We start from the raw sequence: 20,877 nt of genomic DNA, 5'->3' as shown, positions 1-20,877 counted from the left end.
AACGCTTGATGTTAAATCTGCAAGGTTGGCCGCCAATCATTCACCGATAGAAGCCGCCTGCTCATTGGTCTTCTGAAAATACATTAAACGAGATTATTCCGAAGCCTTCTGCTGAAACAAGTCGTGTTTCTGACTTGACAAGTATTAAGTTATAACTTAACTTTATGACAAAATTCAGCATTCGCTTATCTGGCAAGATAGCTCCTGCCAGAATCAAATTATTCAAGCTTTACATCAACAAAACCTGCCAAATCGATGATTTTGAGGAGACAATTTGTCGGGAAGGCAACCTAGATAGCGAAATAGACAAAATTTATTCAGTACTAAACAAGGTCTGCAACCTGAGAATGCTTCCGAAAACTATGTTTCGGCACATTCGGATAAGTGAGATGCCTTATCAATTGTATGAGGCCAAAAGCTCGAATTTGCGTTTCTATCTCATCAAAGTGGAAAATACAGGCAAGATAATCTTACTTGGCGGACGTAAGAGTAGTCAGAAAGCAGACCTAAAATATCTAGCCAAACTGATTAAAGAGATTCATTTCGAAGGAATAACAAACATAGGTAACCCATGAAAACACGCGAGGATCTACTGAAAAGCCCTACTTACTGGCTAACCGGTGTGCAGATTGAAGTTTTCAACCTGCTCAATACCTATATGGAAGAGAACAAACTGACTCAAAAGCAGGTCGCTGAAAAACTAAATGTTTCGCCTTCCTACGTCTCCCAGATTTTGAACGGAAATTTCAATTTTACAATCTCAAAACTGATCGAGCTTGCTCTATTGGTTGGGAAGGCGCCGATTATTCAGTTTGAGACGATTGAACAGATTTTGAAAGCGGAGGCGACGCAGTTGAAGGCAGAGAGCAAATTTAAAAGGAAGAAAATTGCGGATTTGAATATCCCTAATGCAAAAATTGCCTGATTATCCTTGTAAATTTAACGCTCGATGTTAAATTTACAAGGATGATCGTAAGAGATGCACAGGTTGAGATACTTAATTTGCTGGAAGAATTTCCGGCAGTAGGCATTCTCGGTCCCAGGCAAATCGGTAAAACAACACTTGCATTTCAAATCGCCGAGACGATTTCTCCCGAGCCCATTTACCTTGATCTCGAATCTCCGTCAGACGTTGCCCAACTTAGCGAGCCCGAATTATACTTCGAGAAATATTCCGACAGAACCATCATTCTGGACGAAATCCAACGAACGCCAGAAATATTCGCAGTCCTCCGCGGAGTCATCGATAAGCGTCGCCGCGCAGGAAGGCGCACCGGCCAGTTTCTAATTCTCGGCTCCGCTTCGCTTGATCTCTTGCAACAATCTTCGGAAAGTCTTGCTGGCCGCATTGCTTACACGCGCCTTCCCGGCATTAAAGCGACCGAAATCGATACGGATGACCAGGACAAGCTCTGGATACGCGGTGGATTTCCTGAAAGTTTTCTCGCCTCGAACGACTCATCCAGCTTCGAATGGCGGCAAAACCTCATCACCACTTACCTTGAACGAGACATTCCGCAATTTGGCTTCAAAATCCCGGCCATGGTACTCCGCAATTTCTGGACGATGCTTGCCAATTCGCAGGGCGGAATTGCCAACCTTAGCCGCATAGCTGCCGGCCTCGGCATCAGTGTACCAACCGCCACGCGATACCTTGATTTGCTGGAAGACTTATTTCTCGTTCGAAAACTTCAACCGTGGTCGGCCAATATCGGCAAACGGCTCGTCCGCACACCCAAAATCTACATTCGCGACAGCGGCATTACCCATACATTGCTCAAAATCAGAAATCAGGAAGACCTGCTCGGGCACCCGGTTCTGGGCGGAAGCTGGGAAGGGTACATTATCGAAAACCTGATCGCCATGCTGCCTTCATGGGTCACACCCTATTATTACCGCACGGCAGCGGGTGCTGAAATCGATTTGGTGCTTGAAATCAATCATTAGACCAGGATTGCTATTGAGATCAAAAGGTCGCTTACTCCGGCGTTAAGCAGGGGATTTACTACCGGATGTGAGGATATTCAGGCTTCGCACAAGTATTTTGTGTATCCGGGTCAGACTAGTTATGTCATTTCGAAAGATGTGAATGTTGTGTCGTTGGTGGAGATGATGGAAATAGTGAAAAAGCTAATCATCCCATAATGCATATCTATCATTTATAAGAGTCGGTATGTCAGAATTTCGAACTTACGAAACCAGCTTCAACCGCAAACCCAATTTCCGGGTCAGATACCGACTTTATTCCTATGAAGAAGGTGGCCGGTATAGTCCTGCATTACAGCATTACAGATGCGATTTCCACTACAAAAATGACGGCAAGTTCAAGCATTCGCTCTACATGATCTGGCCGGAGTTCGAGGATGAGAATGGTCGCATATTAGATGAAACGGAATACGCTCCAATGTCTGGAACTGCACGAATGTGGATAGTCAGCAAAGAGTTCATCCCCTACCATAAGGAATTTTTGAAAGTTGGAACGATTGGGTATTTTCAAGAAGGTGGTAGGAAGGTTGGAGAATGTGAGGTGATTGAGTTAATTGAATTTTAAGTCAAATTGGCCTCACTCCCTTCATTTGGCAAGTCCGAGCTGTCTTCGAAGATCGCTTACCAAAGCATAGTACTCCGAAATCGGAATCACTTTCCTCGAATTCTCCTCTATCTTCTTTCCTTCCTTCGTCCAGAGATAGGGATAAAAACTAACCACATTATCACCAGACATTTTGGATACCTCATCCTTCCACGACTTCCAACGATAGCCGTCATAAAAGTTATCAAGGTCATTATTGAAACAAAATAACAGAAAGTCGGTGTAGCCCATATCTAACGGCTCGAAATCCAGCGTATCCGGCGCCAGATAATAAACTTTGCCAACATCGTTTCCCAACGAACCATCATTCAAGACAAAAATTCCACCGATAGCGTCGTCAGCAATTACAAGTAAGGGCACATCCTTGTCAGAGGCTTTGAGCGGGCTAACTTTGGGCCAGCCCGGTAGAGAACGCATTAGCCGCTCGCTTCCGGAACCAAGAATGCGTATCCAGCCATTATCAACCAAAATCCCCCCACTCATATAAACGATAGCGCCCATTGGCGAACGCGTCGTCACCTGAATATCATATAATGACTGTCGCGCTTTGAGGCTGTCGGCAGATAGGATTTCTACTCGATTGGTCGCTGCCTTGATCCAATCTAAAACGAATGGCCAACCTGGATCTTCGTTATTAATTAATTCTTCCACTGGTCGCAACTTCTGTTGCCCGAAAGTACTCAATGCGATAAGGATGGATATGGACGTAAGATAAATCTTGATTTTCAAGTTGGCGTAGATTTGGATTAACCAGCGCAGAAATTAACCAATTTTCTACTCATTTCTGCCGTATGAAAATTGCAATTAAATGGACGTTGCATGTTACCCAGCAGTTCTCCAACTTACTCTTTCCCTAAAAATTCTTTCTTACAAAGAATCTACAAGGTATTGCCCTGCAATGGTGCGGGTGTGGCGAAAGCCGCCCGAACGTAGTTACTGACGTTAAGTCACCTAAGGCAGGGCATTTCGTTCATCGTGCGGCATCTAGCTGTGATGCTTATCAGAATCAATATTGACGAGCCAATTGTAAGCAATTCGACCTCTGCGATATTGCTTTCTTACAATTAACCGGAGGATAATCGCATTGCTGCCTCCTTGCATTTCTCCCCCCGCTTTCCCAACTTACGCCTTCCTATAAATCACTGAAGCAATGAAAAATTTTAGACGATCTGCCCTGTTATGGTGCGGGTGCGGCGAAAGCCCCCCGGATGCCCGCTTTGTGAGCATTAGGACACCTTAGACAGGGCCTTCTATTCATCCTAAAAAACAAAGTCAATGACAACTTCATCACACACCACCGAGTCCGAGGACTCGGTATGCCTCGCTTATGGCAGGCAAGTAAAAGAACTTTTGAACGTAGGCAGCCCTTCCGAAATGCTCGATCACCTGTGGGCGATTTACAGCGATTCGATGGCATTTCAACAGGAGGCTGGCTACAATCCGCGGATTAGCGACACTTTTATGACTTTCAGGGAGCTGGTGTTTTTCTTTCAACGCATTGAGAGTGTGAAAGCTTAAATCGAAGAAAATGTCAGAAGCAGAGATATCTCCGTTTCTGACATTTTTTGATAATTGCGCCCAGCCTCTTGCTCATTTGCAGACTTTTATCTCCGCCAAAATGGCTATATTTGAGTATAACTGACGACTCGATTATGGTTATCGAACGACAAAACGAAGACATCGTCATACGGCTCAACGCTTCTCTCATCGATATGGAAGAAGTACAAAAGCTTACCAGCTATTTCCGCTTCATCGAATCCAATGCCCGAAATACCGGGACGGAAGAAGAGGCCGCGGAACTCGCGCGTGAAGTGCACAGCGCATGGTGGGCCGAGAACCGTAGCCGTTTTATCACGTGATTATAGTTGTAGACGTAAACATCATTTTCAGTGCCCTCATCACGCCACACGGTAAACTGGCAAAAATTCTCACCCATCCAAATTTGCCTGCCCGTCGCATAAGTTGCTATTACGCGGTTGTGGAGCTTTTCAAGCATCAATCAAAAATTGTAAAGTATTCCAAAAAGTCAGTTGATGAAGTCATCGATGATCTCTTCGATGTGCTTACCAGCATGAGCCTTTACAATGAAACGCTAATCGAGGCAGTGCATTGGAAAGAGGCTGAACGACTCACGGTCGATATCGATTCCTTTGACATTAACTACGTAGCTCTTGCATTACAAACTGGCGGGGTGCTTTGGACGGGGGATAAGAAACTGGTCGATCATCTTCGAGGAATGGGTTTTGACCGAATCATAAACACTACTGAGTTATATAGTATGCTTTTTTAAAACGAAGCGCCCCGCTTGTCATCCTGAGCGAAGTCGAAGGATAATTGCACGATGCTCATTGGCATCTCGCTTTTGCACTTCGACCGCCCGGCGGCCCGATTCGCTCAGTGTGACACTAGCGGGGCGCTTGTATTGGATTATTTTCTTATCAGCTGCGTCTCTAAACTTCTACGCCTCCAAAACCATCTCCTCCTTCGCCTTCCTTTTCTTACGCTTCGCAAACCGCTCCTTAATCCGGTCCACCACATAGTAAGCGCTAGGAACCAGGAACAATGTCAGCAGCAACGAGCTGGTTAAACCACCGATGATTACCCAGGCCATCCCATTCTTAACCTCGGCGCCGTCGCCGGATGCGAGGGCGATGGGGAGCATACCGGCTACCATCGCGATGGTGGTCATCAGGATTGGGCGGAGACGTTCTTTGCCGGCTTCGATCAGGGCTTCTTTTAGTCCGAAACCTTCTTCTTTAAGCTGGTTGGCAAAGTCCACGATCAGGATCGCGTTTTTGGCTACTAATCCGAGGAGCATGATCATACCTACAATCGAGAAGATCGTTAAACTTTCCATCGTGAGCGCAAGGGCGGTGAGCGCACCTACCAATGCAACCGGGATCGAGAAGAGCACGACGAATGGGTAAATGGTACTTTCGTAAAGCGCCACCATGATGAGGTAGATCAGCACGATACCCAGCACCAATGCGGCTCCGAGGCTACCGAATGCGTCGGCCTGGTTTTTCAAATCGCCGCGGTATTCGATGCTGATGCCTTCCGGCAGTTTCACTTTCGCCATTTTGGCCTGAATGTCGGCACCGATGGAACCGGATGGACGGCCTACTACCTGCGAATTAATGGTAATGGATGACAGACGGTCGATACGTTGCAACACGCTTTCGCCCATTCCTTCCCGGATCGTCGCGAATTGCGACAGTTCGAATGTCTGGCCAGAACTGTTTACAAATGTCAGGTGACGGATATCGTCGGCTTTGGAGCGGTCGAACTGGTCGAGGTTGACCATGATGTCGTATTCCTTGCCTTTCTGTTTGAACTTCGAACGGTCGTCGCCGCGGAATGCAGTTTGCAATGTCGCTCCTACTTCGGCAGCATTGATGCCTAGTTGGGCCATTTTCTCGCGGTCGAGGGTTACGCCTACTTCCGGTTTGGGATCATCCACCGAGTAATCGACGTTGGAAGAACCCGGCACAGAAGCCACAATGTCTTTCACCTGCGCGGCTGTTTTACGGATCACGGCCATGTCGGTACCTTTTACGGCTACCTGAATTGGTGCCTGGTTGGCATTACCGGTGATGGAAGTCGGTGCGACGGTCACTTTTACGCCTGGGATTTGCAGGATTTCCTTTTGAATACCCTGACCAAATTCTTCGGACGAGATCGTGCGCTCTTTTTTATCCACCAATTGAACCGTCAGATCCGCAATGTTACTGTTCGAAGTTGTTCCCAAACCAGTGCTGCTGTAACCGACGTTGGTAAAGACTTTGGTCACTTCCGGCTTAGCCAAAAGGATTTTCTCAACGCGCTGTGCTACCTGGTTCGTCTGGTAAACAGAGGCGGTGGGTGCCAATTCAATGGAAACGTTAAGTTCACCGCGGTCGCTTTGCTGCATGAATGCCGCTCCCACGAATCCGCCCGGTACCAGTGCAATGGACCCGACGATCAATACGATTGACAGCAGGAAAATGTAGCGCTTGTGGCCGAGGACCCAGGTCAATATCCTTCCGTATTCTTCTTTGATATTGTCCAGGAATTTTTCAAAACCAATGTTCAAACGGCCCCAAAGGCTGTTTTTGTCCAAAACTTCCAGCTTACCAAAACGGGAAGCGAGCAAGGGCGTCAATGTAAAGGACACGAGCAAACTCATCAATGTCGAGAACACGACTACGAGCGAGAATTCCCGGAGAATGTTACCGATCAGGCCCTGCGTCAATGCAAGCGGCACGAATACCACGACGTCCACAAGGGTGATCGCCAATGCGGTAAAACCGATCTCTGCCCGGCCATCCAATGCGGCCTGCCAGCGGCTTTTGCCCATTTCAAGGTGGCGGTTGATGTTTTCCAAAACCACAATCGAGTCATCGACAAGGATACCTACCACGAGCGAGAGCGCCATGAGCGTCATCAGGTTCAATGAGAAGCCCATTACGCTCATCAGAATGAATGTCGGGATCATCGACGACGGCAATGCCACGAGGATGAACATCGAGCTCCGGAAGCTGTGCAGGAACAAAAGCATTACCACGGACACGATCAGAACCGCCAGCCCAAGGTCAAACACCACCGCGTCGGCAGAGGCCAATGTGTAAATCGATTGATCGGAGGCAATATTGAATTTCAAACCCTGCGACGCATATTGTTTTTCCAGACTCGTCAAACGCTCGCGGGTGAGCTTGCTCACGTCCACGGCATTGGCGTCGGATTGTTTCTGGATTTGCAATGCCACCGACGGGCGGCCATTGATGTGGTTCACCGCCGTTGCATCGGCCACGCCGTCGTACACTTCCGCAATATCCCGCAGGAAGATTTGTCCGCCATTGGACGAGCGGCCTACGATTACATTTCTGAGATTTTCAACCGTCGTCAGTTTCGCGTCGAAACGGATCGAAAGCTGGTCGTCCTGGGTTTTCACCTGGCCGGCTGGGTAGGAAGTATTCGCATTGTTGATCGCCGCCGAAACCTGGCTGATCGACAAATGGTAGGCTTTCAGTTTGTCCTGGCCGATATTCACCTGGATCTGGCGTTCGGTACCACCGATAATGGTCACCTGGCCGACGCCGGTTACATTCGAAAGCTGCGGTTTCAGCTTGTCGTCGATCAAGTCATATAGTTCGGATGGCGAAAGGTTCGCGGTAACACCCATTCTCAAAACCGGGATTTCGTCGGTTGAGAATTTGTTGATCACGGGACGGTCGGCATCGTCCGGAAGCAGTGAAATCACTTGCTCCACCTTCCGCTGCGCTTCCTGCTGCGCCAAATCGACGCTAATGCCTTGTTTCAACTGGATAATCACCGACGATACACCTTCCTGCGAAGTGGAATTGATCTGGTCCAGCCCTTCAATGGCCGATACCGCGTCTTCGATGTGCTTCGTCACGTTCGTTTCGACCTCGTCCGCGGAAGCTCCGCGATAGGTCGTCATCACACTTACAACATTGGCCTCGAATTTAGGCAAAAGATTGTAAGACAACTGGTTATAGCTTATCAAACCGAATAGTATCAATACGACGAATACTACGGTGATGAAGAGCGGTCTTTTTACGGCTACTTCGGTAATTGACATAATTCTTTCAGTTTGCTGATGAAACTTATTTTGTAACGGTAACCGCAGCGCCTTCGCTCAGGTTGATCTGTCCGGTAGTAACCACCGTTTCGCCCGATTTCAGGCCAGTCAACACTTCCACATTGTCGCCCACTTCGCGACCTACTTCGATCTTGCGTTGCTTGGCCACGCCGCCTTCCACCACGTACACGTACGGGTTACGCACGCTTTCCACGAGCGCGCTACGCGGGATCAGCAATGACTGCTGGCTGCTTTTTTGCTGAAATTCAACACTCACGAATGTACCTGCTTTCAGCTCAGCCGAGTTTTTAACCACGATCTCAACCGGATAATTGTGTGATTCGTCGCCCTGTGGCGCAATGTAGGAGATCACGCCGTCGATCTTTTTACCGGGGAAAATACTGGTACTCACCTGCACGTGCTGGCCTTCTTTAAGTTTATACACGTCATTTTCGTTGATCATCACCTGTACTTTCAGGCGCGACACGTCCAGGATGGTTCCCAGCGAAGTACCGACATTTACAAACTCACCCGGCTCGATGTTTTTCTTCACAATGCGGCCGCTGATCGGCGCCTGAATGGACGCGTCGGAGATCTGTTGTTTGATCTGCTCGGCCTGGTTCAATGCATTGTCGTAGTTGTATTTGGTATCGTTCACCTGAACTTCGGTGGCCGCATTACCTGCCAACAGTTTGGAATAACGATCGGTATCCTTTTTCAATTTATTGATATTCAATTCGGTAGCTTCAAGCGACAGCTCTTTCAATTTGCTATCCACTTTCACAAGCGTTGCGCCCTGCGACACGTGCGTACCAAGCTCGTATTTCACCGACAATACCTTTCCTGCGGCAGTTGCCATGATTTCCGCCTGTTTATAGGGAATAAGGCTACCGGTGCGAACCAGTTGCTGATCAGCGCTGCCTTCCTGAACGGCTGCCGCAGTCACGGGAATGGTCACGTTTTTATTGTCGGGCATCTTTTTCTTTTCGTCGATCTTAGCCTTGTTGGCAACAAGCCGAACGCCGATCAAAACGCCTATAATGACAATGGAACCGATGATGATGAGTTTTCTTTTCATGGAAATTCAAATGAGTGAATGAGTGTTTGTTAATGAAGCGTCTTTTATGGTAATGCTGTGAAGAAATCGTTCAGGCTTCCTGTTGATTGTTCCAAGCCCAGTTTCGCCTGATAATAGCTCAGCATTGAGTTGATATAGTTGCTTTGTGACTCTTTATAGGAAGTTTCCGCATTGAGCAAATCGGTCAACGGCACGGTGCCTTCCCGGTATTGAAGCGTGGTTACGTCGTAGACTTCCTTCGCCAGGGCTACGTTATTTTCGTCGCTTGCCAGGCTGGATTTCGCTTTTTGAAGCTGGGTCAATGCATTGCTGTTTTGAAGCTCATAATTCTGGACATTCAGTTTCAATTGCTCTTGTTGCGTCATCAGGTTCAGGTCGGCCTGTTTGTATTGTGCGTCGCGGCGGAAGCTGTCGAAAATCGGGATGTTCAGTTTCAAACCGATTGCTCCGTAGCTGAACCAATTGTTCCATGAAGCTCCAAGGTCGTTACCCAGCGCCTGCACGCCGTAGCGGCCATACACCGACACTTTTGGCAAATAACCAGCTTTAATCCGCGCTTTTTCGAGTTGTTGCAATTCCATATTCAGATTCTGAATTTTGAAATCCGTCAGATTCGAAGCATCAAACCTGCCTGGTTCGACCAATTTAAATGGCTGTTCCAGCGGATTGTCAGCCAGCACGAGTTGTTCGGCCAGCGGCATGCCCATTTGGAATTTCAACTGGTTTTCAGAAAGCGTAAGGTTGCTTTCCGCCAGCGTCAATTGAGATTTGATATTGTTCAGATTTACCTGCGTACGGTCGTAATCCACTTTCTTGATCACGCCATTGTCGAGTTGCAGCTTCAATGTGCTCAGGATCTGGCTCGTTTTGTCCAGGTTATCCTTCAAAAGCGCGATCTGCTGCGTCGTCACGAACACCTGGTAATAGGCATTCGCTACATTATATATGATGGTCTCCTTCGTCTTGCGCGAATTCAGTACCGAATTTTCCTGGTTCGGTTTGTTGGCCTTAATGCCCACCAGCAGCGACTGATCGAAAATCACCTGGTCCACCTGCGCCGAAACATTGCTCTGGTATTTGGTACCCAGCGCCACCCGGCGATCTTCTCCGCCAAACAATGCACCCGGTAAAACCGTCGATTGCAGTTTCAGGTTATCGTCCAGCGAGCCCGTACCTGCTACCTGCGGCAAATAACCCGCCAGCGCCTCACGTCCCTGCTGTACGGCCGTACTTTCTTTGTACTGCGCTATTTTAACATTCCCGTTGTTTTTGATCCCATATGCAATGCAATCTTTCAAACTCAGGGTTGTCTGCGCCCATGCCGGTGCCACCGAGGCAGCTAGTGCGATGATTCCGGCGATCCATTTACTTTTCATTTTGACCTGTTGTTGATTATTTGTGGCTAATGGTAGATAGTTGACGGCTCTACTGGTGATATATCAACTATCTATATAAAAAAATTTATTTGTCGACTATTTTAACGACGCGGTCCAGATATCCCAGGAAAGTCGACCATTCCTGTTCTGAAAACTGCTCCATAATCTGGTTATTAAAAGCGATCGCCAGCGACTGAATGCGCTCGCAAACAAACTTTCCGCTCGGCGTAAGTGAAATAAGGTTCTTTCTTTTGTCCTCCATATCACTTTCGATTTTCAGGAAGCCATCCTTATGCAATGTCTGCACAGAACGCTGGATACCTGCTTTATCTTTCTGTAAAATATTCGCAATGTCCTGCTGCGTGCGTGCCTGTTCCTGGAAATATACAACCATTAAGATCGGAAGCTGCTCGGCCAACACGGGGATGCCCTCGTTGACCAGTTCGGCATTCATTTTCTTAAAAACGGTTTTCGTGACAGCCCCCAGTTTGAATTGTAAGGAGTTCTTCAATTCCTCCCGAAGGTTCTGCCAGTTATCTATGTTTGTGTTCATGATGGTACAAAGGTAAATTGTGTTGATATGTCAACCAAATTTCAGGTGAAAAAGTTTTTGATCTCTGGATTAATGGTGAAATGCCAGGGATGAACGGCTAACAAAAAGAGCGGCGACATCGTTTGACGCCGCCGCTCTCCTATTTTTCGAAGTGCCGTTACTTCCCGAGCGTCTTGAAAAGCATTCCTTTCGCCACCCTGTCGGTCAATGCCATGCCGTTGATAATCGCAAGCTCGTCAAGTTTACCGTCGGGCTGATTGTTGTCTTTCAGCACATCTCTTAATGTCGCTTCCCGTTGCGCGGTTTTAATGCGAATTCGTTCCGGCTGGCGATTGAGGATATTGGGGTCGGAAACCGACTTGAAACCCTGCGCTACGGACCGGAACTGGCTTGCATTGGCTGCAAAGTTAGCAGCAGCCGCCACGCCATGGATCGCATAAATGTTGCCCCCGTACTGGATCAGCCAGGTCCCAACCTGAATGGTATTGGCTGTCGCGGCAGCAGCTTGGCCATTTGCTCCCTGTTCCACTTGCTGTGACACCATTACCAGAGCCTGATTCCCATTAATGGTCGTCTTGTCGTTTTCAAGCACCTTCAAATTATAGTTTTTGACCACCGCCTGCGCTGCTTCGTCCAGCGATTTACCTTGCGCCAATGTGAATAACATCATCGACTTACCGTCCTTGGCGGCCATCTGGAACTGTACAGGCGAGTTTTCATACTGCCAGCCGCTCGGTACCGGGAATTGGAATTTCAGCGAGGGGTGGTAAAACTGATTGTTTTCCACAAAGCCCTGCTGCGGATCGTTACCATATATTACACCATCTATTTTTCGCAGATAAGCATCCCGGTTGACATTGTATTTGCCCGGATGCTCCGTCTGATATTGTGTTGCCAGTTTACCAACCTTCGTCATACGATCGCCTGGGTCGGGGTGGGTCGACTGGAATGTCGGGATCGACTGCCCGGCTTTTTCACTGATCCTCTTCAGCGTACCAAAAAAATCGGCCATCTCTTTGGCATCGTAACCGATCTTGCTGGAATATTCTACCCCGATTTTGTCGGATTCGGTTTCATGGTCGCGGCTGTAACTCAAAAAGAGCAATCCTAATGCCTGCTGCGCCTCCTCCCCCATCGCGCGCACCTGCGGGGAAAGCACCATCCCAGCTGCCAAACCTACCTGGCCCAGTATCTGCGAAGTTTGCTGGCGCGCCGAGTGACGGGCCGTTACGTGCCCGATCTCGTGGCCCAATACTCCGGCGAATTCGGCTTCATTATTAAAATGCGCCATAATCCCCCGTGTAAAGTATACGTAACCGCCAGGCACGGCAAATGCGTTGACTACCGGCGAGTCCACGATAAAGAATTTGTACGGCAAGTCGGGCCGGTGCGAGATTTTCGCCATGGCCATGCCCTTTTCGTTGATGAAGGATTGCAGGTTCTTATCGTCGTAAATGCCCATTGTGGCTACGATAGACGGGTGCGATTCGGCCCCGAGCGCGATCTCTTTCTCTTGCGACATAAAGATGATCTCTTTTTTGCCCGTCACCGGATTTTTAGAACAACCTGCCAGCACACCTGCCGCCAGAAGTCCGGCCAGCATGCGGAATGAGTATTTCATTTCCATAAACTTTGAAAAATGACTAAAATGAAGGAGTTGGTCAAAATTAAACTTTGTAATGAATTTACGAAAGAATCATGCCAATTCGTGACATCAACGGACGGTCTTCGGTTGCCGGCACGCGGCTGGGGCAAAAATATATTTTACTTTGCCTTTTCATTCATCTAAATTACATTTTGATCCGAAAGCACAGGAACAAAACTTTCTCTTACTAACAGACCTAAACCCGAAGTATGCCGCATTCTTTACAGCACTATGACTTCTAAAAAGACCACATACAGCGCACTTCCTTCCTGGCTGGCCCGACTTGACTTTCTGGGTATCTTCGAGAAAGACCCTTTCGGCAATTATCTGGTTATCAAACGACTGCTTATTTTTATTCTGGGTTGGTTTACCTACTACCGATATACTGCCGTCAATAAGATCCGCATTACCGGTACCGAAAACCTGATAGAACTTCCCGATCACGGCGTGCTTTTCCTTTCCAACCACCAAACTTATTTCGCTGACGTTATCGCATTCTTCCATATTTTCTGTGCTGTCAAATGGGGCTATAAGGATACAATTTCCCCCCCCTTCTATCTTTTTTCTCCCCGTGCGAGATGCTATTATGTAGCAGCAGCCGAAACGATGAAAGGTGGATTTTTACCCAAATTGTTTAGCATGGGTGGTGCTATCACCATCGAGCGTTCATGGCGCGCCAATGGAGAGGATGTGAAACGACAGTTGGACACTTCGGCACAGGACCGCATCGGGATCGGTCTTCAACACGGCTGGGTGGTTAGTTTTCCTCAGGGAACCACCAAACCGTATGCCCCTGTACGCAAGGGCACTGCACATCTGATCAACGACCAACGCCCTATTGTAATCCCGGTCGTTATCAACGGTTTCAGGCGGGCATTTGACAAGAAAGGACTCCGTTTCAAAAAACGTAACACCAAGCTCACCGTGCATTTCAAACCACCCATGCATTTCGAGCCCGGCGAGTCTGTGGAGAGCATGATCGCACGTGTAACGCAGGCCATTGAGCAGGAAGCACCCCGCGATGGCTCCTTCCAGCCGGAAATCTAGCATGGTATGCTTTTTTCAAACATCTCTTTATGAAAAAAAAGGTATTGATCACCGGCGGAACCGGTCTGATCGGGAAACACCTGACCGAAATGCTGCTCGAAAAGGGCTATGAGGTGACCTTTCTGAGCCGAAAAAAGGCCGATATTCCTTCCGTGTTTGAATGGGATATTCAAAAGGGTTACATAGCAGACGGTGCTCTGGACGACATCCACTTTCTGATCCATTTGGCAGGTGCCAATGTTTCTGAAGGTCGCTGGACGGCAAAACGGAAGAATGTTATTCTCAACAGCCGTACAGAATCGATCCGTCTCATTGCCCGGAAGCTTTCCGAATTGCAAATCCGCCCGGCTGCATTTGTATCAGCATCCGGCATCAGCTATTATGGTGAAGATTCCGGGGAGGCAAGAAATACCGAAAAATCCCCGCCCGGTCATGACTTCCTCTCCCATGTCACAATTGAATGGGAGAAAGCAGCGGACGAAATCGCGCAACTCGGGATAAGGACGGTAAAGCTCCGCACAGGTATTGTCATTAGCGAAGCGGGCGGAGCCATTCCCAAAATGGCATTACCTGCACGTTTCGGTCTAGGGGCTCCCCTGGGCTCAGGAAAACAATGGATATCCTGGATCCACATCGACGATCTTTGCAGGATGTATATCGATGCACTTGAAAAGGAAAGCTGGCGGGGAGTTTACAATGCCGTCGCCGCGCAGCCTGTAACCAATGAAGACCTCACCAAAAAAATATGCGAAACATTGCATCGCCCGCAATGGCTTCCTAATGTTCCTTCGTTTGCATTGAAATGGGCACTCGGCGACCTGGCAAACATAGTGCTGGGTGGCAACTACGTCATCAACGAAAGGATTGAAAAGGAAACGGATTTCCAATACCGTTACAACGATTTGATGCGTGCATTGAACGCGGAACTAGGCTAGGGCCTGTCATTCCTCCTCATCTTCCAGTTCCTCTTCAGCAATAGTCAGTACCTGAACGGTACTGAGCCATTTGTCGCGCTGTATTTTGGCTTTGAAATCATCGAGCACGTTGAGCTGCACATTACCATTGCTGAATACCGACATCTGCATTCCTACAAAAGCCAGGGCATCGTTCAGGCGATTTTCCAAAGGTTCCGCACTGAAAATACACTCCTGCCAGTACCAGCCCAGCGACTCGCCGGCTACCTCCTCTACAATGCCGATATAATCTTCGAGCGTGTAACCTATAAATGGCTTTCCGAACCGAACCCAAAGCAGTCGCATTACATCGTCCAGCGATTGGGCATGGTTGGTTTTCTTCCTTAAGTAGAGGTCAAGGATCAATGCTACCAATGCGCCTTTGTGGTACACAGAGACTTTGCGGTTCGGGATGCCTTTTTCGTAACCATCCAGCCAAAGGTCGAATGAGGAATCTGCGAGAGATTGGGCAGCATGCGCGCTGCTTTCAAAATGCCGCTTCATATATACCTGCAATTCCTTTACATAGGTTTCTTCACTGAAAACGCCCCCTCTTCTCAGGAAAAGGTCGCCATAATAAGTAGTACAGCCCTCGGCTACGAAACAAGTCCGGAAGTAGTTTTCTCTCGTGAAGTCATAAGGCAGCAACTCTGCCGGTCGGATTCTGATGATGTTCCAGGCATGAAACAGCTCGTGCGAGCTCACACCCAGCAAATCCGAGTACAAGCCTTCGCCTTCATCATCCGGCCCGAGTACGATCATCGTCGAGTTCTGGTGCTCCACGCCGTGGTAAAATGCAGTAGGCAGGATCAGGTTCAGGAAATGGTAGTCTGTTTCGGGAAATTCCTGCATCATGGCGATCTGTTCTCTCGAGAACCTTCTGAAGTCCCGCTCGATCCGTCGCCAATTCGGTTTCAGATTACCGTGCATCCAGATCTTGAACTGCACACCACGAACATCGTACTCGCATTTCTGCAAACTTTCCGAAGCCAGCATCGGACTGTCCACCAGTTGGTAAAAATCCCTCGCCCATAATGCATTGGGTCCCGCAGCTGGTAACCCGCAGGCGATCTGGTAACGCTCCGGTAAATCCAGTTCTACCTCATACGGCTCAGAAATGCGCTCTTCCGTATACATACAGAAGTTGATAAAGTTCAGATACCACAATTCCTCGTCCACATAACTACTGCCTGCATTTTGAATGGCTGCATAATAAGTATAATGTACCCTTACCTCATTTTCACCCGCAGTTCCAACCTGCCAGCGGTCTTTCGTTACCTTACGAATAGGTAGTTTGTGACCAGCGGCTGAGTTCGCTTCAATAAATTGAATATTTTTGGCGAAGTTTTGAATTTCGTATCGTCCGGGCCGCCACGCTGGCAGCTGAATTTCGATATGTTCGCTGCTGATGTCCGAAATAGTGTAAGTGATATCAAGAAAACGGGATTGCGGGTCAGGTACCGAAATGTAATAATGCATAGACGAAACGCGTGGTGTTAAGAGGAGCGGGAACGCAGTTTGGAACAGACCAAAATCAGGGAGTCCTACGTTACCAGTTACAATATTATAAAATAAACGATTTTAAGATGAAAAGCAAAATCCTCCTGCCAGTGGTATTCATACTGGCAGTTTTGATCAGTCCATCCTTATTAGCCCAAAATGATGAGTATTATCGACCCGACTCCTTGCGTAAAGAAAAGCCGGAAAGGAAGGAACTACCTCCTGTTGAAGAAAAAAGTAACAATACAAAACCTGTCCTGGCCGAAAAGAAGAAACTGGAAGATTTTAAGGATAAGCCTTTCATAGACCGGGTTCGCCTCGGGGGCAGTTTTGGTCTTAGCCTTGGATCGGTTACCAATATCAATCTGTCGCCGATGGCCGGTTATGAACTGGCCGAAAAGCTCGTCGGCGGCGTCGGTGCCACTATTATGTATTTCCGCTATAAATATTATGACATCAATACGGCTTACTATGGCGGGCGCGCTTTCCTGATGTACAATGTGATCCCAGTTGTCAACATCATTGGTGAGTTCGAGGCATTAAACGTGGAGGGATCGTATCAAAAACGGCAATGGCTGGGTTCGCCTATGCTGGGGGCAGCCTATTCGCAACCGATCGGCGGGCGCTTCATCAAGGCCGTACACCTTACGGCATTATATAATCTGAGCTACGACAGCCAGATCGACAAGTACAGTGGTCAAAACCTGTCACCTTACGGCACGCCGTTTGTTTTCAGAGTAACATTCCTGTAACCCCGGCGTTACCGATTCTATTTTTTAAGTCTTCATCTGAACTTAACTTTTGGATGAAGACTTCTTGTTCAGTATCAATATCAATTATGGAAAACCCCGTATTAATTTTCGGTGCCGGAGATCTCGGAATGCAGGCACTCGACATATTCAGAAGAAACAATGTTCTTGTATACGGCCTGTTGGACGATCATCAGGAACTTCACGGCAAAGAGTTTGGAGAGGTGAGTGTACTCGGCAATACCGATGACACCGGCTTTCTCAGCATCCTCGGTACAAAATGCGAGGCATTCATTGCCATCGGCGAGCGTTCGGTGCGGGAACGGCTGGTGGAAACATTAAATGAAGAATACAAAAGTATGCCTGTAAATGCCGTCCACGACAGTGCGATCATTTCCGGAATCGCCGCCGTCGGTCATGGCAACCTGATTGGCGCCCGGGCTACCATCGGCGCACAGTCGGTGATAGGTCATCATTGCCTGATACAGACGGGCGCTATTGTGGACACCTCGGTACGCGTGGGTGATTTTGTGACGATCGGCGCGGGCGCGGTCATTAATGATCGCGTGAAGCTGGGTGATGGTGTCTTCATCGGATCAGGTGCGGTGATCGTAGCAGGTATTGAGATAGGCAAAAATGCCCGTATCGGCGCGGGATCCGTGGTAGTTGAGAATGTACCTGCCGGGGCCACCTATTTCGGGAACCCCGCACGAAAGATCTGATCTTCAAGCTGGCAGGGAAAAATTCCCCTCCATATATTTTTTATTAAACTGAAAGACATTACCTTTGCACTCCTTTTGACAGAAAAAGTGAAAGAGCTAAGTAAATACAACATAGACATTTACGGTTTGGAAGACAAACAGTATGACTATGATATGGAATCCGGCGATGCTTTTTTTGAGGAAATGGAGCAGGATCTGATCGAGCATGGCCATTTCAAAACACATGTTGTTCTGAACAAATCGGCTACCATGATCCAGCTGCGTTTTCAGACAAAAGGAAGTGTAACGCTGACCTGTGACCGCAGCCTGGAACCTTTCGAAGAACCGATCGATTCCGATGAACGCATTATATTAAAGTTCGGCGATCACAATGAAGAACTCACGGAAGAGATCGAGATCATCAACCGTAACACCAACAGGGTCAACGTAGCGCGCTATGTTTTCGATTTTATCGCGCTGTCGCTGCCTGTCAAAAAGCTTCACCCGAGCCTCCGCACCGGGGAAGACGATCTTGACCTCGAAGATGATGAGGAGGAAGGAACTTTAGTGTATACTTCCGGGGCAGAAACGGTGGAAGGAGACGAAAGGGAGGATGAGGAAAAAGTGGACCCCCGCTGGGAGGCACTCAAAAAATTGAAAAAATAATAACCAACCATAGGCGTCAGCCGATGGATATACATCGTAAACAATAGACAGAAAATATCATGGCACATCCTAAGCGGAGACATTCCAGCACCCGTCGCGATTCACGCAGAGCGCACGACTTCCTTACCGGAAAGCAGTTGGGAACTGACGCTACAACCGGAGAGATCCACCAATTGCACCGTGCACACGTACACGAAGGCAATCTGGTTTACAGAGGAAAGGTAGTAGTTGAAAACTATACTAAAACGGTTTAGTTTCAGTCGATGAGCAATTCAATTTCGCAGCAGCCCTATAAAAGTTGTTGCGAAATTCTTTTTTACTGCGGCACATCTGCTAAATTTACACCTTCGGTTTCTAACTTATTTGTCAAAATAACAGCGTGTAAATGAAAATTGCGGTAGATGCTATGGGGGGAGATTTAGCTCCGCAAGCAATTGTTGAGGGGGTCATCCAAGCCTCTTCTGAGCTACCATCCGAGGCGAGAATCGTTTTAATTGGCCGTGAAAATGTGATCTGGGACATCTTCAACCAGCACAATTTCAAGCCTACCAATGTTGACGTCGTTCACGCAGAAGATGTTATTGAGATGGGGGAACATCCTACCAAAGCCCTTTCTCAAAAACCCAATTCCAGCATCGGAGTGGGTTTCAAACTTCTGAAAGAAAAAGAGGTAGACATATTTTGCAGTGCAGGAAACACGGGTGCAATGCACGTAGGTGCCCTTTTCAGCATTAAGGCAATAGAAGGTATCCTCAGGCCCGCCATTGCCGGATTCGTTCCGCAGGTAGGAGGTGGATATGCCATTATGCTGGATATCGGCGCCAATGCCGACTGCAAGCCGGAAGTATTATCCCAGTTCGGCGAGATCGGCTCCCTTTTTGCCCAATATACTTTTCAGATCGAAAAGCCGCGGGTCGCATTGATGAACATCGGCGAAGAAGAGCAAAAAGGCTCCCTTACTTCCCAGGCGACCTACCCCCTTCTGAAACAAAACAAACGCATTAACTTTATCGGAAATATCGAGGGGAAGGATCTCTTCACCAATAAGGCAGACGTGATCGTCACCGACGGCTTTACTGGTAATATTTTGTTTAAACTGGGAGAGTCATTGTATGAAATCTCCCGGAAAAGAGGTTTCCAGGACGATTTTATCGACCAGACAAACTACGAATCCATCGGAGGCAGTCCCATTATCGGGGTGAATGGAAATGTGATGATCGCTCACGGCGTCTCAACGCCGCTGGCCATCAAAAATATGGTGGGCTGGGCCTATAAGCAGGTCAAATCCAAGGCTTATGTGCATATTGCCCAGGCATTGAACTAATGACGAATGCTGACAACCACATGACTATGAAAAAACTGAAACTGTCCTTTTTTACTAAATCTATTCGGATTTTGAATAGTTAATTTATCATGACCCAAATAAAAGCCTCTATAACAGGGATACAAGGTTATGTGCCTGATTATGTTTTGACTAATGCAGAGTTGGAAACAATGGTTGCGACAAACGACGAATGGATCGTGAGCCGCACAGGCATCAAAGAAAGGCGTATTCTGAAAGGCGAAGGTTTAGGAAGTTCACATATGGGTGCAGAAGCGGTAAAGGGATTGCTGGCCAAAACCAATACACGCCCTGATGAAATCGATCTGCTGATCTGCGCCACTACTACACCTGATTATGTTTTCCCCTGCACCGCCAATCTCATTTGCGATATGGTCGGCATCCGGAATGTCGGTAGCTTCGATATCCAGGCCGCATGCTCGGGTTTTATCTATGCACTGACACTCGGCTCACAGTTTATCGAGACCGGAAAATATAAAAAGATCATTATCGTAGGATCCGACAAGATGTCCGCGATCGTCGACTATACCGATCGCAAGACCTGCATCCTTTTTGGAGACGGGGCCGGCGCAGTATTGCTGGAACCGGACGCTGAAGGCAATGGTATCCTGGATTCGATCATTAAATCGGATGGAGCAGGTTATCCCTACCTCAACCAGAAAGCGGGAGGAAGCCGCTACCCACCCACCCACGAGACCATCGACAACAGGCTGCATTACGTATATCAGGACGGTGCCCAGGTTTTCAAGTTTGCCGTAACTAACATGGCCGACATTGCAGCCGATATCATGGAACGCAACGGCCTGAACAGCGGTAACGTAGCCTGGCTTGTACCGCACCAGGCCAACCGCCGGATTATCGAGGCGACCGCCAACCGGATGGGCGTTGGGATGGACAAGGTAATGATGAACATACACAAATACGGAAATACCACAGCGGCGACAATCCCGCTTTGCCTGTGGGATTATGAATCACAACTTAAGAAAGGCGACAATCTGATACTGGCCGCATTCGGCGGAGGCTTCACCTGGGGTGCAATGTACCTGAAATGGGGCTACAATGCGTAGCATGTGATTTTCATTAAAGCATTATCATA

The 20,877-nt window shown here is 48.0% G+C and carries 22 protein-coding genes; 15 read left to right on the top strand and 7 right to left on the bottom strand.

The genetic code is table 11. The features are described from left to right. The first annotated feature begins 164 nt into the window (after positions 1-164). From BP71_RS31895 to BP71_RS31880, 4 genes are all read left to right on the top strand, one after another. Entirely contained in the window at positions 165-575 is a 411-nt protein-coding gene (locus BP71_RS31895) for a hypothetical protein (protein WP_496385685.1), read from the top strand. Next, positions 572-925 carry a helix-turn-helix domain-containing protein gene (locus tag BP71_RS31890; RefSeq protein ID WP_496385684.1) on the top strand — a complete coding sequence of 118 codons (354 nt, stop codon included), beginning with the start codon at positions 572-574 and terminating at the stop codon, positions 923-925. Before BP71_RS31895 ends, BP71_RS31890 begins: the two co-directional genes overlap by 4 nt. Before the next feature lie 41 nt (positions 926-966). Then, on the top strand, positions 967-1,947 hold the full coding sequence (locus tag BP71_RS31885; protein WP_496385683.1) for an ATP-binding protein: 981 nt from the start codon (positions 967-969) through the stop codon (positions 1,945-1,947). Positions 1,948-2,173: 226 nt separating this feature from the next. Then, entirely contained in the window at positions 2,174-2,551 is a 378-nt protein-coding gene (locus BP71_RS31880; protein ID WP_496385681.1) for a hypothetical protein, read from the top strand. 21 nt (positions 2,552-2,572) lie between these two features. Here the strand turns inward: BP71_RS31880 and BP71_RS31875 are convergent, their stop codons facing one another. Continuing rightward, positions 2,573-3,319, bottom strand: a complete 747-nt coding sequence (locus BP71_RS31875; protein ID WP_496385680.1) for a DUF2625 domain-containing protein — start codon at positions 3,317-3,319, stop codon at positions 2,573-2,575. Positions 3,320-3,865: 546 nt separating this feature from the next. On the opposite strand from BP71_RS31875, the gene BP71_RS31870 reads away from it, so the two are divergent. The 3 genes from BP71_RS31870 (at position 3,866) to BP71_RS31860 (ending at position 4,880) form a co-directional block, all read left to right on the top strand. Further along, positions 3,866-4,108 (top strand): hypothetical protein, encoded by a 243-nt coding sequence (locus BP71_RS31870; RefSeq protein ID WP_496385679.1) that lies wholly within the window; start codon positions 3,866-3,868, stop codon positions 4,106-4,108. A gap of 110 nt (positions 4,109-4,218) precedes the next feature. Continuing rightward, a complete protein-coding gene (locus BP71_RS31865; protein WP_496385678.1) occupies positions 4,219-4,449 on the top strand; it encodes a hypothetical protein in 231 nt (76 codons plus the stop codon). Further along, entirely contained in the window at positions 4,446-4,880 is a 435-nt protein-coding gene (locus tag BP71_RS31860; RefSeq protein WP_496385677.1) for a PIN domain-containing protein, read from the top strand. Before BP71_RS31865 ends, BP71_RS31860 begins: the two co-directional genes overlap by 4 nt. Positions 4,881-5,048: 168 nt before the next feature. Here BP71_RS31860 and BP71_RS31855 read toward each other — a convergent pair whose 3' ends face one another. The 5 genes from BP71_RS31855 to BP71_RS31835 form a co-directional block, all read right to left on the bottom strand. Then, a complete protein-coding gene (locus BP71_RS31855; RefSeq protein ID WP_496385676.1) occupies positions 5,049-8,171 on the bottom strand; it encodes an efflux RND transporter permease subunit in 3,123 nt (1,040 codons plus the stop codon). Positions 8,172-8,196: 25 nt separating this feature from the next. Then, positions 8,197-9,249, bottom strand: a complete 1,053-nt coding sequence (locus tag BP71_RS31850) for an efflux RND transporter periplasmic adaptor subunit (RefSeq protein ID WP_496385675.1) — start codon at positions 9,247-9,249, stop codon at positions 8,197-8,199. A gap of 44 nt (positions 9,250-9,293) precedes the next feature. Beyond that, positions 9,294-10,625 (bottom strand): TolC family protein, encoded by a 1,332-nt coding sequence (locus tag BP71_RS31845; RefSeq protein WP_496385674.1) that lies wholly within the window; start codon positions 10,623-10,625, stop codon positions 9,294-9,296. A gap of 85 nt (positions 10,626-10,710) precedes the next feature. Further along, on the bottom strand, positions 10,711-11,178 hold the full coding sequence (locus tag BP71_RS31840) for a MarR family winged helix-turn-helix transcriptional regulator (protein WP_496385673.1): 468 nt from the start codon (positions 11,176-11,178) through the stop codon (positions 10,711-10,713). A 157-nt stretch (positions 11,179-11,335) separates the two neighbouring features. Continuing rightward, complete coding sequence (locus BP71_RS31835; RefSeq protein WP_496385672.1) at positions 11,336-12,805, bottom strand: M48 family metalloprotease; 1,470 nt, start codon at positions 12,803-12,805, stop codon at positions 11,336-11,338. Between the two features lie 249 nt (positions 12,806-13,054). On the opposite strand from BP71_RS31835, the gene BP71_RS31830 reads away from it, so the two are divergent. Together BP71_RS31830 and BP71_RS31825 are read left to right on the top strand one after the other, a co-directional pair. Next, entirely contained in the window at positions 13,055-13,870 is an 816-nt protein-coding gene (locus BP71_RS31830; RefSeq protein WP_496385671.1) for a lysophospholipid acyltransferase family protein, read from the top strand. A gap of 29 nt (positions 13,871-13,899) precedes the next feature. Continuing rightward, complete coding sequence (locus tag BP71_RS31825) at positions 13,900-14,805, top strand: TIGR01777 family oxidoreductase (protein WP_496385670.1); 906 nt, start codon at positions 13,900-13,902, stop codon at positions 14,803-14,805. Positions 14,806-14,811: 6 nt separating this feature from the next. On the opposite strand, the gene BP71_RS31820 is transcribed toward BP71_RS31825, so the two are convergent. Next, positions 14,812-16,302 carry a M61 family metallopeptidase gene (locus BP71_RS31820; RefSeq protein WP_496385669.1) on the bottom strand — a complete coding sequence of 497 codons (1,491 nt, stop codon included), beginning with the start codon at positions 16,300-16,302 and terminating at the stop codon, positions 14,812-14,814. A gap of 107 nt (positions 16,303-16,409) precedes the next feature. Here BP71_RS31820 and BP71_RS31815 point away from each other — a divergent pair, with 107 nt between their 5' ends. The 6 genes from BP71_RS31815 (at position 16,410) to BP71_RS31790 (ending at position 20,848) form a co-directional block, all read left to right on the top strand. Beyond that, on the top strand, positions 16,410-17,075 hold the full coding sequence (locus tag BP71_RS31815; RefSeq protein ID WP_496385668.1) for a hypothetical protein: 666 nt from the start codon (positions 16,410-16,412) through the stop codon (positions 17,073-17,075). Between the two features lie 86 nt (positions 17,076-17,161). After that, positions 17,162-17,794, top strand: coding sequence for an acetyltransferase (locus BP71_RS31810; RefSeq protein ID WP_496385666.1), 633 nt, complete (start codon positions 17,162-17,164; stop codon positions 17,792-17,794). 33 nt (positions 17,795-17,827) lie between these two features. Continuing rightward, positions 17,828-18,439, top strand: coding sequence for a YceD family protein (locus tag BP71_RS31805; RefSeq protein WP_496385771.1), 612 nt, complete (start codon positions 17,828-17,830; stop codon positions 18,437-18,439). A gap of 59 nt (positions 18,440-18,498) precedes the next feature. Then, a complete protein-coding gene (rpmF, locus tag BP71_RS31800; protein WP_015813599.1) occupies positions 18,499-18,693 on the top strand; it encodes a 50S ribosomal protein L32 in 195 nt (64 codons plus the stop codon). 131 nt (positions 18,694-18,824) lie between these two features. Continuing rightward, complete coding sequence (plsX, locus tag BP71_RS31795; protein WP_496385665.1) at positions 18,825-19,763, top strand: phosphate acyltransferase PlsX; 939 nt, start codon at positions 18,825-18,827, stop codon at positions 19,761-19,763. Between the two features lie 89 nt (positions 19,764-19,852). Then, positions 19,853-20,848 (top strand): beta-ketoacyl-ACP synthase III, encoded by a 996-nt coding sequence (locus BP71_RS31790; RefSeq protein ID WP_496385664.1) that lies wholly within the window; start codon positions 19,853-19,855, stop codon positions 20,846-20,848. Positions 20,849-20,877: the final 29 nt, after the last annotated feature.

It is taken from the genome of Dyadobacter ginsengisoli DSM 21015 (assembly GCF_059568735.1).
Note: the sequence above shows the minus strand (reverse complement) of the source record. Positions and strands in the feature narration are given on the sequence as shown.

Bases quoted from the DNA above. Each gene is read 5' to 3' on its own strand.
- BP71_RS31895 (WP_496385685.1), top strand. From the start codon at position 165: ATGACAAAATTCAGCATTCGCTTATCTGGCAAGATAGCTCCTGCCAGA.
- BP71_RS31890 (WP_496385684.1), top strand. From the start codon at position 572: ATGAAAACACGCGAGGATCTACTGAAAAGCCCTACTTACTGGCTAACC.
- BP71_RS31885 (WP_496385683.1), top strand. From the start codon at position 967: ATGATCGTAAGAGATGCACAGGTTGAGATACTTAATTTGCTGGAAGAA.
- BP71_RS31880 (WP_496385681.1), top strand. From the start codon at position 2,174: ATGTCAGAATTTCGAACTTACGAAACCAGCTTCAACCGCAAACCCAAT.
- BP71_RS31870 (WP_496385679.1), top strand. From the start codon at position 3,866: ATGACAACTTCATCACACACCACCGAGTCCGAGGACTCGGTATGCCTC.
- BP71_RS31855 (WP_496385676.1), bottom strand. From the start codon at position 8,171: ATGTCAATTACCGAAGTAGCCGTAAAAAGACCGCTCTTCATCACCGTA.
- BP71_RS31850 (WP_496385675.1), bottom strand. From the start codon at position 9,249: ATGAAAAGAAAACTCATCATCATCGGTTCCATTGTCATTATAGGCGTT.
- BP71_RS31845 (WP_496385674.1), bottom strand. From the start codon at position 10,625: ATGAAAAGTAAATGGATCGCCGGAATCATCGCACTAGCTGCCTCGGTG.
- BP71_RS31840 (WP_496385673.1), bottom strand. From the start codon at position 11,178: ATGAACACAAACATAGATAACTGGCAGAACCTTCGGGAGGAATTGAAG.
- BP71_RS31835 (WP_496385672.1), bottom strand. From the start codon at position 12,805: ATGGAAATGAAATACTCATTCCGCATGCTGGCCGGACTTCTGGCGGCA.
- BP71_RS31830 (WP_496385671.1), top strand. From the start codon at position 13,055: ATGACTTCTAAAAAGACCACATACAGCGCACTTCCTTCCTGGCTGGCC.
- BP71_RS31825 (WP_496385670.1), top strand. From the start codon at position 13,900: ATGAAAAAAAAGGTATTGATCACCGGCGGAACCGGTCTGATCGGGAAA.
- BP71_RS31820 (WP_496385669.1), bottom strand. From the start codon at position 16,302: ATGCATTATTACATTTCGGTACCTGACCCGCAATCCCGTTTTCTTGAT.
- BP71_RS31815 (WP_496385668.1), top strand. From the start codon at position 16,410: ATGAAAAGCAAAATCCTCCTGCCAGTGGTATTCATACTGGCAGTTTTG.
- BP71_RS31810 (WP_496385666.1), top strand. From the start codon at position 17,162: ATGGAAAACCCCGTATTAATTTTCGGTGCCGGAGATCTCGGAATGCAG.
- rpmF (WP_015813599.1), top strand. From the start codon at position 18,499: ATGGCACATCCTAAGCGGAGACATTCCAGCACCCGTCGCGATTCACGC.
- plsX (WP_496385665.1), top strand. From the start codon at position 18,825: ATGAAAATTGCGGTAGATGCTATGGGGGGAGATTTAGCTCCGCAAGCA.
- BP71_RS31790 (WP_496385664.1), top strand. From the start codon at position 19,853: ATGACCCAAATAAAAGCCTCTATAACAGGGATACAAGGTTATGTGCCT.